Raw genomic sequence first — 12,262 nt, 5'->3', positions numbered from 1 at the left:
TTTCAACGTGAATTTGATCGATTTGTAATAGGTGCAACAACTTTATCTCTGATTTCTAAACATATCTAACGCCTCTTTCACTGCTTCTTTAACAACTGGATCTGGATCTTCTAAAAGCTGCGATACAAACTCCACAGCCTCAAATGCTTTGATTTTTCCTAAAGCAAATGCCGACCGACTCCGAACCCATTTGCTAGGATGTTGAAGTCCTTGAATTAAGGCATCTACTGCTCGAAGTTCTTCGAGTACTAATACTACAGAAAAGCCAGAATCATATTTTTCGTCTTGCAGCAGATTCAGAAGAGTATTAACTACTTTATTTTTCAGATTATTTGGGGGAATTTCTATTCCATAGCTATTGCTCATATATAGGTCGTTATGAAGTAGTTGTACGGTTTGCCAAGAGGAATCTTCAGGAAATATTTTCAGAAATCTTTCGAGAGCTAAGTCTGTAATTTGTGAGTTGTATTTTCGATATGCAGCAGCATACTTTTTCTCATCTTTCTCTATGTAACCTTTGCCATCGATGAATAATCCCCCAGTCTCATAAGATTCTGCTAGAGTCAACATCATGGCTGTTAAATTGGTGTATTGCAGTGAAATTTCTACAATTTCGGAGATATGAATTACAGGAGAAGTTGTTTGTTCATCATCTGTCGCGACAACGGCTAAAAACTCGATATCTGACATACAGACTGGCAAGACAGGTTTACCTGTATACTTATACATCAGGGCTATCTCTTCATGTTCCTCTACCCAAGTTTGAGCTTCTGACGCTGCTGACTCTAAACTTAAAAGAAACATAGGATAAAATATCCAATCATCTGCACAGCTATCCATTGGGTATCCATTTGACCATTCATAAATTTCCCGAACTTCTTGAGATACTTGAAAAGATAGGGTACTCAACACATTATCTATTTCTAATGGAGTTAAACCTGATGCCAATGATGAAATCTTTGCTGGATAATTTTCTTGAAACCAGTAATGAATTCGCTCCAATGCATCTTTAATATCTGACATAAGTGTCTAATTTGTAATTCGTAATTGAGAAAATCAGAAGTAGGGTGTGTTATGCCGTAGGCTAACACACCTGGAATTGTTGACGATGCGTTAGTTGAAAGCATAACTATATTTAAATTTATTAACTCTCTGTTTCCTCTGCGTCTCTGCGGTTCGTTTAAAAAATGATTAACTTCAGCATTGACATTTTTTAAAATTATTGCTGGGCTAATAAGCGAGAACGAATTAGGCTCAAATCAGGTTGAACATTTGACAGATGTTTATGAACAGATTCAGCTAATTGTTCGCGTTGTTCGAGGTATAATTCCACAGCATCTCGATGTCGAAGGTAGTAGCCAATTGTCAGATATACATCAGATAATGACAAGGATGAGTAACGCCCAACAATAGATTCAGGGGATGCACCATCTTGAAAACTACGAATCACCAGTTCTAGCAAAACCCTTGTATTACCTACCCGAATTGCACCTGTTGCATCTTCACTTAAGGGAGGAATTTCTTGTTCTATTGTTAAAGTCATAGTGTAATTATTCCAAAAACGCTAATATCTAAATTTTAGTGGGGTGCTATTTCGTAATTCGTAATTCGTAAGACTATATTGCTTGTAGAAAATTACGATCGCCCACCTGAAAATGAAAATACCCGCCGGAATTTAACTTGATTAAGCTTCTTCCGCCACGATTCCATATAGATATAGAATACGGGTGTTAAATACAGAGTCAATATCTGAGAAAACACTAGCCCGCCCACAACTGCAATACCTAGAGGACGGCGGGATTCGGAACCAGCCCCAAATCCGATCGCAATCGGCAAGGTTCCCATTAATGCTGCCATTGTTGTCATCATAATCGGGCGGAAGCGCACTAAGCAGGCTTGATAAATTGCCTCGGACGGTTTTTTACCTTCTTCTCGCTGGGCTTCAATTGCAAAGTCCACCATCATGATGCCGTTTTTCTTCACAATGCCCACTAAAAGAATTATGCCGATAAAGGAGTAAACATTGAGTTCGACATGAAATAATATCAGTGTTAACAATGCCCCAAAACCGGCTGATGGCAAACCAGAAAGAATTGTAATTGGGTGAATGAAATCTTCATAGAGAATACCCAGGATCAGATAAATTACTAAGATGGCGATCGCTAACAATAAACCCAAACTCGGCAGTGAACTTTGAAATACCTGGCTTGCACCCTGAAAGCTGGTACTAATGCTCTTAGGAATCACCCGATCGATCAGTTCTGTAATTTTTTGGTTGGCATTTCCCAAGGACGCACCGGGAGCGAGGTTAAAGGAAATGGTGGCGGCGTTCATCCGACCGTTATGATTGACCATTAACGGGCTGACTCCCTGAGATAGTTTGGCGAATGTCTTTAGAGGAACTGCCACTCCTGTGCTGGAGTTAATATATAAGGTCAACAGAGCATTGATATCTTGTTGAAACTGGGGTGCTAATTCCAAAATCACCTGATACTCATTGGTTGCTGCATAGATGGTTGACACTTGGTAGGAACCGTAAGCACTTCTGAGGGTATTTTCGATTTGCTCGGCGGTAATCCCATAAGTTGAAGCTTTATCGCGGTCAATGTCTATTTGAATCTGGGAAGCAAACTGTAAATCGCTGTTGACATCCTGGAGTTCTGGCAAGTTCTTCATCTTCAGCACAAGTTGAGGAACATATTCCTGTAAGGGTTTGACATCAGAACTCTGAAGTGCAACCTGATAAAGTCCTGTGCTTTGTTGAGCGCCAATGGGTATCGCTGGCGGATTTTGTAAGAATACTTGGATGCCTGGAACAGTGGCAAGTTTGGTTCGCAAATTTTGCACGATTTCGTCAGCCCCTAGTTGGCGCTGCGATCGCGGTTTTAACCGAATAAACAAACTACCGGAATTGGCTGCAACTGCTGCCCCACTGCCATTAGCACTGGCTCCTGCGCCGATATTGGAGTTGACTGCATCTACATTTGGGTCTTCACGAATCAGGTTAGCAACTGTCTGCTGATGCTGAACAAGATTATCAAAGGATGCATCTTGGGCTGCTTGGGTAATGCCTGTAATTTGTCCGGTATCTTCGCTAGGAATAAAGCCTTTGGGAACTACCAGCAACAACCCAACTGTCACCACCAATAGAACGACAGATAAAATCATCGTGGTGAAGTGATATTTTAAGACTTTTTTCAGACTCCAATCGTACAAACCAAGGAAGCGATCGAAGACATATTCGGAAGCTTGATATAACCGACTTTGATTAGCATGGTCTACGGGACGCAGAAAACGGCTGCACAACATCGGAGTCAAAGTCAAAGACACAAAACCAGAAACGAGAATTGCTACTGCGATCGTCACAGCAAATTCATGAAATAATCGTCCTAGCACTTCACTCATGAACAACATGGGGATGAACACTGCAACCAAAGAAAGGGTCATCGATAAAATTGTGAAACCAATTTCTCTCGATCCATTCAACGCTGCTTCTAAGGGACGTTCCCCCATTTCCATGTGACGGACGATATTTTCTAGCATGACGATCGCATCATCCACTACGAAACCCACCGAAAGGGTCAACGCCATCAGTGACAGGTTATCTAGTGAGTAGTGCAGCAAATACATCACCGCAAAAGTGCCAATCAGCGAAACGGGTAACGCCAAACTGGGAATCACTGTCGCTGAGAGGTTCCGCAAAAAGATGAAAATTACTAAGATAACTAAAGCGATCGTCAGAATCAAAGTAAATCTGACATCATCTACTGAATCTCGAATCGATTGAGATGCATCATAGAGAATCCCAATTTCTACCGATGCCGGAATCTGTTCTCGCAAATCCGGGAGCAATTTCTTAATCGTGTCTACGACTTGTACCGTATTGGTTCCGGGCTGTCTTTGAATGGTGAGAATAATGGCGCGGGTGTTATTGTACCAGCTTGCCACCTTGTCATTTTCTACACTGTCAACAATCCTACCCAGTTGATTGAGATAGATGGGCATTCCATCTTTATAAGAGACAATCAACTGACGATAAGCAGCCGCATCCTCAAGTTGACCGTTAGTTTGAACTGTAAAATTCTTGTGATTTCCCGAAAGACTGCCGGTAGGCAAATTGACGTTACCCTGTTGAATCGCCGTCGCAACCTGATCTAGCCCAATTTGCCGCGTTGCCAATTGCTGGGGATCGAGTTGAATTCGAGCCGCATACTTTTGGGAACCGTAGACAGCTACCTGTGCCACCCCATTGATTGTAGATAGCTTTTGCGCCAGATAAGTCTCGGCATAATTATCTACCTGGGAAAGGGGCAGTGTGGGAGAGTCTAAGTAAAGGTAAAGAATCGGTTGGTCTGCGGGGTTAACCTTACTGTAAGTCGGAGGATTGGGTAAATCGTCAGCAATTTGCCCTGATGCTCCCGATATCGCCGCTTGCACATCCTGCGCCGCGTCATCGATGTTTCGACTCAAGTTAAATTGCAGGGTAATTTGAGTCTGTCCCAGAGTGCTAGTTGAGTTGAGCGAATCGAGTCCAGCAATACTGGAAAACTGCTTCTCTAAAGGACGGGCAACCGATGCTGCCATCGTTTCCGGGCTAGCTCCCGGTCGGGAAGCACTTACCTGAATTGTGGGATAATCTACACTTGGTAAATCGCTGATGGGCAGCAAGCGATAACTCATGAAACCGAAGATCAAAATCGCTGCCATCACCAGAGTTGTCATGATCGGGCGGCGGATAAATGGTTCCGAAAGGTTCATGATTCACCTCCACCAGACTTAGGAGATTCTCCCCCTTGCCCCCTGCTCCCTGCCCCCCTTCCTCTTCTTGGGGAATTTCCACCTGCATTTGAGTCATTGCCGACTGTTTTGATGCGGATTTTGCTACCCGAAACCAGATTCGCTTGACCATCGGTGACAATTTTATCGCCTGGTTGCGGCCCTTTCTGAATCACATCTAGCCCCTGAATGGTGCTGCTAACTGTAACTGGAACGTTTTCTACCGTCATGTCTGGCTTAACTACAAAAACAAACTGTCCATCGGGGCCATTTTGCACGGCTTGGGAAGGAACAACCGTTGCATTTGGTTGTTCGGTCAGCGTTAACGTTGCGTTGACAAATTGGCCGGGAAACAAGTGTCCCTGAGTGTTGTCAAAGTCGCCAATCAGTTGAATTGTCCCCGTGGTGTTATCGACCGTGTTATTGACAAATGTCAAAGTACCTGGTATGGAACGAGATGGATTGTCGGGGAATGTCACATCTACCTTCAGCTTGCCATTCTGCATATACTTTTGTACTTGGGGCAGATTTGTTTCAGGAATGGAAAAAGCAACTTGAATCGGGCGAATTTGGGTGATGGTAACAAGTGGAGTCGTGCTATTGGCTTGTACCACATTCCCCTGAGTCACCAAAATATTGCCAGCGCGACCATCAATCGGCGCATAAATTTTGGCGTAGGATAATTGCACTTTGGTATTTTCTAATGCTCCTTGGTCGGAAACGACAACAGCCTGAGCATTAGCGATCGCAGCTCGATCGCCTTGGACAACAGCCTGAGCATTAGTCAGCGCCACGCGATCGCTTTTCAAAACAGCCTCAGCATTAGCGATCGCTTCTCGATCTGCTTGTAGGGTTGCTGTCGCCGATTTACTATTAGAAACGTATTGCTGTGCTTGATCTAAACTAATCGCGCCTTTCTTATACAACGCACTATAGCGATCGCTCTGTCCCTGAGCAAATTCTGCTTGCGCTCGATCTTTAGCTAAATTCGCTTGCGCCTGTCGGACTAAAGCTTGGTCTTTGACTAAAGTGGCTCTAGCTTGGTCTACCTGACCCAAGTCTCTAGTTAATGCATCTCTAGCTTGTTGTACTGAGGCTTGGTCTTTGGCTACAACACCTTGAGCTTGCTGGATTGCAGCAGCTTGCGATCGGTCATCTAGGGTAAACAAAAGTTGTCCCTTTTTTACATCCTGACCTTTCTTGAAATAAACGCCAATAATCCGCCCGCTAGCTTGAGGCGTAATCGATACTGTAGACCCCGCTTGCACATTACCGATCGCCTGCAATTGTATCGGAACCGTTTTTTGTGTCACCATTGCCACAGTTACAGGTGTAACTTGTTGCTTATTACGCCCAGATTTTTCACTTTTGTCTGACTTGGCTGCACCTGCATAGATGCCAAAAAAACCTAATCCAGCCAGTAATAGCACGCCCAAAATTATCAAAGTAATCTTTTTCTTTTTTGGCGATCGCGGTAGCTCTGGTTCTATGCTGTTCTCTGTCAAATCGTTAGAAATTTCATGGTTCATCAGAACCTCCAATGCATTTTAGTTAATTAAAAACCGTGAAATCCTTTACTACCTCAACTGCCGCCGATCCCAATTTCATTTGAGGCGGCACATCTAAATAATTCGTTTTTTCCGGTTTGCTCGATGTGCCTTGTCAAATCATGATGATTTTGTTTATTATAAATCAAACAAATTATATTTATAAATACGTCTTAAGTAATCATGTTTAAAATATCTCATTATCTTAAGGGATACTTTTTTAGCTGCGTTTACTTATTATTTCTTAGTTGCCGATATAGAAGGTGGAGAGCTTGTTTTTCTATCTGTCTGACTCGTTCCCGACTAATACCCATGCGCTGACCAATCTGTTCTAGAGAAAGTTCATTTCCATCTGTTAATCCAAAGTGTAAGTTGATAATTTCTTGTTGCTGACTAGATAAATTTGACAATAAGTCTTCCAGCTCTTGATTGAGAGATTGCTCAGTAGTATAGCCATTTTGAGAATATCTATAATCTTCGATTAAATCTTCTAACTTTACATCTTTCTCTGAACCAACTTGAAGATCGAGAGAGACAGTTTGACGAGCCAAAGTTAGATATTGTCGAATCTGATTAGGCTCTAAAGAAAGTGCATGAGCAATTTCCGTAGTGGTAGGAACGCGACCCAGTTTTTGAGATAACTCTCGCTGAACGCGCTTAATTTTGTTTAATTTTTCATTGATGTGACTGGGTAATCTAATCGCTCGTCCTTGCTGGGCGATCGCTCTGGTAATTCCTTGACGAATCCACCAGTAAACGTAGGTTGAAAATCTGTATCCTAAAGTTGGATTGAATTTTTCAATTCCTCTTTCTAAACCCAAAGTACCTTCTTGAATTAAGTCCATCAGTTCTAAGTTCCGTCTCTGATATTGCTTTGCAATTGACACCACAAGCCGGAGATTAGACGCCATCATTTTCTGCTTGGCTTTTTTCCCTTGATTTAACTTTTGAAGTAGTTCTTGTTCGCTTAACTGCATCTGGTCAGCCCATTCTGACAGTGTGGGGGTACGATTTAATTCAACAGTCAGTTTTTCGGATTCAGCAAGTATTTTTATCATTTGCTGAACTTGTTGGGCAAAAAAAACTTCTTGCTCCTGCGTTAACAGAGGTATCCGCCCAATTTCTTGAAGATAAGCACGTACCGTATCAGTTGTAAATTGAGATGCTTTGCTTGTGTTAGCAGCTTTAGTGTCTGGGAATGATGTTAAGTTACTCATGTTGAGTTAGCCTCTGCCTATTCTATTAATTGGGGTATTTTTTATTCGGGAAAAAGTGCAAATAGTGACTTGATGGACCATAAAGGGTTTTATAAAAAAACCAGGTATCAAGTACTAGTTCCAAAAGAGCAATCAGTACCCAAATTGCTAATGAAACAATTACAGGTAGGCTGAGATCGGGAAATTTCCTTTGCAAATCGATAATGCCAAATAGCAGTAAAAATACAAGGGAAACTCCTAGAAGAAATGACAGCTTGACAATCGCGAGAATGAACCGACTCATCTCTAGGATGCGATTGTAAAGCCGGGAAAATCTTTCCAGTATTTCTTCCATGTTATTGATGACAAGTAAAATTTGTTGTTGGTGCAAATGGGTAGCTAAAGAGCATTGTTGCTGCACTTGCGTCAATTCGTGTTCATTCTTAAAATTATCTAAAAGCTTGTCCCAAGATAACACCTGAGAGCTATTTGACCAAATTGGGAAATCCTTTAAATGTAAAGGAACTAAATAGTTAATCAGTGCGATCAGAGTTTCATCAAAATTATTGAGTTCGGGGGGAAGAGACTGAGTTAAACGAATCAGTTGGTCAATCTGAATTTGAAGTGTATAGTAATCCTCATATCTCCTTTGAGCGATCAACTGACTAGTAAAAGTGAGGAAAACAATTAACACACCCAATAAAGCAGCTAGTGACTGGGATACAGCAGAAAAGAATTCAATCGCTACCTGTTTAGGTACTGTTAGCCAAGGGGCATTTTCCCGCATAGCAAAAACCAAGGTGGCAACAAATACAAACCCGACAATTGCTAGCTGATGGTGGGTAACAATAGCTATGATTGTCCGCACTAAAGGAGTGTTGCTGAGTTGAACCAAGATTTGCAAACCTGGGACTGGTTCACAAATTTGAAGTCGTTGGGCTTTGCGGGTTGACATGATAGAAAGATACAGTTCCTAGCTTGTTCACAACAGTGTTTATTAAGGAAGGCAGGAGGCAGGAGGAAAACTGCTCGGTTGTTGAGCGACTTACCCTGAGTTTCGACTGCGCGGTAATCGAGCGAAGTCGAGATTCAACTACCGCGTAGTCGTTGGCGTGGTCACTGAGCGAAGTCGAAGTGCAGCCTCTCCAAGAGTTGGGAGTCGAAACATTGTTTCCTGCCGCGATCAGACGGGTCTTGTGTTTAAGACCCTCACCAAATTTTCAATTTGGAGCTGCTTATTCAAAAGTGGTCTGAATCTTCAATTGAGGTAAAACCCCCTGTCCCCTGCCCCTTGCCTGCTTCATTTCCCACGCTGTAAACTCACATGATTCCCCCCAGACTGAATCAATTTGCTTAAATCAGCAACAGCGCTAGCATATTGAGGATCGGCTAATGTCGCCAAGGTTCGGTTTTGCACTAAGGCTTTCTGTTGTGCCTCGGTTAATGCCACGTTAATATCTGGGGCAATGCCGACATGATTGATATCTCGACCTTTCGGTGTATAGTATTTAGCGATCGTTAGTTTCAGCCCCGAACCATCCTCTAGTGGCTCTACGGCTTGAACTAAACCTTTACCGAAGGTGCGAGTCCCGATTAAGGTGGCGCGATTGTCGTCTTGTAGCGCTCCCGACAGAATTTCGCTGGCGCTAGCAGATCCCTTATCAACTAATATTACTAAGGGTTTGTCGGTGAGAGGATGGCCCGATGCATTGTAGCTCTCTTTCACTTGGTCTCTATTTACCAAAGACACGATCGCTCCTTGCTTCAACCACATACTGGCAATTTGCAAACTTGCATCCAGCAATCCACCCGGATCGGAACGCAGATCCAAAACGTAGCCCTGCACCTGTTGTTTTTCTAATGCTTCAATTGCCTGATGCATCTCTGCGGGGGCAGTTTGCGTAAACTCTGGCAAACGAATGTAACCAATTTTGCCTGCTGCTGTTGTTTGCGTGTTGTAAGTTACAGGATGGATAGCAATATTGGCGCGAGTAAGTTTGTAAGTTTGCGATTGATTGCCCCGTTGAATCATAAGTACTACCTTGGTTCCCACGGGCCCTAGAATCCGCTTCACGGCATCGTCAATTTTCATCCCCTGCGTTTTTTGACCGTTAATTTGGACAATTACATCGTCCGGCAAAATACCGGCTTTAAAAGCAGGGGTTCCTTGAATTGGGGCGACAACGGTTAAGGCTTTAGTTTTTTCATTCTGTGCCAGTTCCAGTCCTACGCCACTGAGGTTGCCAGAAATATCGTTATTTAGGGCTTTAAATTCTTGTGGGTCGAAAAACTCGGTGTAGCGATCGCCTAATTTCGCCACCATTTCTTCAATCGCCCCATAAGCCTCTTTCTTGGAACTATAGGAACGGTTAAGATACTGCTGGCGAATTGCTTGCCAATCTTGATGGTTAAAGCTGACATCAACATAGTTTTTATCTAGGATTTGCCACACCTCATCCACCAGTTTTTGAGAACTAGGTTGTGGTTTACCTAGAGCTTTGGAAGTGTAGAGACTAGTTCCTACAAAGATTGTGGCTATAACAGCCAGTTCTATCTTGACGAGCAATTTTTGTTTAAACATACTTTAATTGAAGAAGAATTCAGTATCCAGAATTTAGAATCTAATCAATCAAGGGACGAATATCCATAGTTGCAGATAATTACTTCTAAATTCTCACAGATGATTCTTGAATTATGTTTTGATAAAACTGTACAAACGGCAGAAACAACCATTCATTTGAAATTTCTAGAACCATTATGCAATCATAATTACGAATGACAAATTACGAATTATCTTGAGATTTTCCTTTGCGGTGGGGATAGGCAGTCTTAAAAATATCCTGAATTTTAGTCTTTTGTTCAGCAGTAAGATTCAGGCTAAACACTGCTTTACGCATTTTTTCGCCTTTTTGTAATTTCGTTGATAATTCCTTTACCTGATCTGGGGTCAGAACTGCCTCAACTTGCTTGCGAATTTCTTCACGCTTATGAGCGCGTTCTGGCGTATTCGCTGCTGGATTTGTCGTAGAAGTATCAGATACCTTTGTGCCAGAATCATTCCCTTGAGACACATCTGGAGATTTAGAACTGCAACCTGTCATTCCGCCAATTAGGATAGTTGCAAGTAGCAGGGTTGGTAAAATTATCTGTTTTGTAATCATTTATTTCTCTGGTTTTTATTGTGTGTAGAACTGTTCTGACTCAATTTCAGTTGATGAAAGTTGTTGATTTACTTCCACCAGCTAATCTTAAAAGTTGGAACGAGTTTGCACATGAGCTAGAATTCCTAACCTGACCAGGAAAAAAGTACTCAAATTATTGTGACTTTTTTCCTAATTTAGAAATAATTAAATAGTCAGAACGGCTCTACCCATACTAAAGACAGATTCGTTATATAGAAAGAGAGTTTAATTTCAACAGCACCTATCTCTCAGCTTCCTGTCTTCTGCACCTATTTCCCTCTAAAATAGTGAAAATACCTATGGTTTTGTTACAAAGACCATTGAGTTGGAACAGTTCTATGGTTAGCTTGACCTATCCATCTTTTCGTCTGTTGCTTTACCTAGAGTGGCTGTTATTAGCCACAGCAGCGTTCATGGAAGTTCTGCTGCCGTTTCAGTTGTCCTGGTCTTTGCCGCTAGGAGTTATGGCGATCGCAACTTTCAGCTTGATGGGTTTGAAGCTACCAATGGTGAAGCCGGAAAGTAAATTAATTTATACAGCCCTGGAATTTGGTTTAATTTTACTGCCAGCAACTCAACATACTTTATCGACTCGCTCCGTTTTCCTGCTGTGTCTGGTATTGGTGATGCGGAGTTGTCTCATATTTAAGCGATCGGGACAGTTGGCTGTCTTGATTTTATCTCTGCTTGCTTATGGAACGCTGCTTTTATCAAGACCGATTGTACCTGAGAATTTTCTGCCAGATAAGCTGATCCTCATGTCCTGGGATTGGCGATTAAGTAATATATTATTGTTTAGCTTAACCTTAGTATTCGCTTTATTGTTAATTAATGCTCTGCTTGCAGAGCGCCAAAGTCGAGAGCAGTTAGAAATTGCTCATCAGCAATTAGAGATCATCAATCAACAACTGTGTCAGTATGCCTTGCGGATTGAAGATCAAGCAACCTTGCAAGAACGCAACCGAATTGCCCGCGAAATTCATGATGGGTTGGGACACACTCTCGCCGCCCAAACCATTCAGATTAATAATACTCTGTTGTTTTGGCAATCAAATAATGACAAAGCATTAACATTTCTCAAACAGGCAAAAGAACTGGGGGCTGAAGCGCTGTTAGAAATTCGGCGATCGCTTTCGGTTTTGCGTTCAAATCCTTTGCAAGGGCAATCTCTCAAATCAGCTATTGAAAAGCTGCTGACAGATTTTCAGCAAACCACAGGTATTGAACCATCTTGTAAAATCGATCTCCCGCACACCTTACCAACAGAAGTAAACACGGCTTTATTCCGCATTGTGCAAGAATCGCTGACAAATATTTGCAAACACGCCGAGGCGACGAGTGTCACCGTTAAACTTCTGGCTCACACTGGGATGATTCATCTGTCAATCGAAGACAATGGAAAAGGTTTTAACCCCACTCAAAATACAACCGGGTTTGGATTACAAGGGATGCGAGAACGGTCGGTTGCACTGGGCGGTCAGTTAAATCTCCACAGTCAACTAGGAACAGGTTGCTGTATTTCTGTTTCTTTGCCACTCTCAAAGCTATTGGTGTTTTAGCT

The 12,262-nt window shown here is 42.3% G+C and carries 9 protein-coding genes; 1 reads left to right on the top strand and 8 read right to left on the bottom strand.

The features are described 5' to 3' along the window. Positions 1-42: 42 nt before the first annotated feature. The 8 genes from ACR5KR_RS18285 to ACR5KR_RS18250 all read right to left on the bottom strand — a co-directional run bounded on the left by ACR5KR_RS18285 (position 43) and on the right by ACR5KR_RS18250 (position 10,680). Entirely contained in the window at positions 43-1,023 is a 981-nt protein-coding gene (locus tag ACR5KR_RS18285; RefSeq protein ID WP_448267458.1) for a HEAT repeat domain-containing protein, read from the bottom strand. 196 nt (positions 1,024-1,219) lie between these two features. Then, positions 1,220-1,543 (bottom strand): DUF433 domain-containing protein, encoded by a 324-nt coding sequence (locus tag ACR5KR_RS18280; RefSeq protein WP_448267457.1) that lies wholly within the window; start codon positions 1,541-1,543, stop codon positions 1,220-1,222. A 92-nt stretch (positions 1,544-1,635) separates the two neighbouring features. Continuing rightward, entirely contained in the window at positions 1,636-4,758 is a 3,123-nt protein-coding gene (locus tag ACR5KR_RS18275) for an efflux RND transporter permease subunit (protein ID WP_448267456.1), read from the bottom strand. Continuing rightward, positions 4,755-6,305, bottom strand: coding sequence for an efflux RND transporter periplasmic adaptor subunit (locus tag ACR5KR_RS18270; protein ID WP_448267455.1), 1,551 nt, complete (start codon positions 6,303-6,305; stop codon positions 4,755-4,757). The genes ACR5KR_RS18275 and ACR5KR_RS18270 overlap by 4 nt, the downstream gene beginning before the upstream one ends. 248 nt (positions 6,306-6,553) lie before the next feature. Continuing rightward, complete coding sequence (locus tag ACR5KR_RS18265; protein WP_445631114.1) at positions 6,554-7,540, bottom strand: RNA polymerase sigma factor, RpoD/SigA family; 987 nt, start codon at positions 7,538-7,540, stop codon at positions 6,554-6,556. Positions 7,541-7,565: 25 nt separating this feature from the next. Next, entirely contained in the window at positions 7,566-8,474 is a 909-nt protein-coding gene (locus ACR5KR_RS18260) for a hypothetical protein (RefSeq protein ID WP_445631115.1), read from the bottom strand. Positions 8,475-8,819: 345 nt separating this feature from the next. Further along, positions 8,820-10,100, bottom strand: a complete 1,281-nt coding sequence (locus tag ACR5KR_RS18255; protein WP_445631116.1) for a S41 family peptidase — start codon at positions 10,098-10,100, stop codon at positions 8,820-8,822. A 202-nt stretch (positions 10,101-10,302) separates the two neighbouring features. After that, complete coding sequence (locus ACR5KR_RS18250) at positions 10,303-10,680, bottom strand: hypothetical protein (RefSeq protein ID WP_445631117.1); 378 nt, start codon at positions 10,678-10,680, stop codon at positions 10,303-10,305. A 359-nt stretch (positions 10,681-11,039) separates the two neighbouring features. Here ACR5KR_RS18250 and ACR5KR_RS18245 point away from each other — a divergent pair, with 359 nt between their 5' ends. Next, positions 11,040-12,260, top strand: coding sequence for a sensor histidine kinase (locus ACR5KR_RS18245; protein WP_448267454.1), 1,221 nt, complete (start codon positions 11,040-11,042; stop codon positions 12,258-12,260). Positions 12,261-12,262 lie beyond the last annotated feature (2 nt).

The sequence above is a fragment of the Nostoc sp. DSM 114159 genome, from assembly GCF_053470285.1.
This window is presented reverse-complemented; position numbering and strand designations above follow the sequence as displayed.

Coding starts and splice junctions, on each gene's coding strand:
- ACR5KR_RS18285 (WP_448267458.1), bottom strand. CDS start 1,023: ATGTCAGATATTAAAGATGCATTGGAGCGAATTCATTACTGGTTTCAA.
- ACR5KR_RS18280 (WP_448267457.1), bottom strand. CDS start 1,543: ATGACTTTAACAATAGAACAAGAAATTCCTCCCTTAAGTGAAGATGCA.
- ACR5KR_RS18275 (WP_448267456.1), bottom strand. CDS start 4,758: ATGAACCTTTCGGAACCATTTATCCGCCGCCCGATCATGACAACTCTG.
- ACR5KR_RS18270 (WP_448267455.1), bottom strand. CDS start 6,305: ATGAACCATGAAATTTCTAACGATTTGACAGAGAACAGCATAGAACCA.
- ACR5KR_RS18265 (WP_445631114.1), bottom strand. CDS start 7,540: ATGAGTAACTTAACATCATTCCCAGACACTAAAGCTGCTAACACAAGC.
- ACR5KR_RS18260 (WP_445631115.1), bottom strand. CDS start 8,474: ATGTCAACCCGCAAAGCCCAACGACTTCAAATTTGTGAACCAGTCCCA.
- ACR5KR_RS18255 (WP_445631116.1), bottom strand. CDS start 10,100: ATGTTTAAACAAAAATTGCTCGTCAAGATAGAACTGGCTGTTATAGCC.
- ACR5KR_RS18250 (WP_445631117.1), bottom strand. CDS start 10,680: ATGATTACAAAACAGATAATTTTACCAACCCTGCTACTTGCAACTATC.
- ACR5KR_RS18245 (WP_448267454.1), top strand. CDS start 11,040: ATGGTTAGCTTGACCTATCCATCTTTTCGTCTGTTGCTTTACCTAGAG.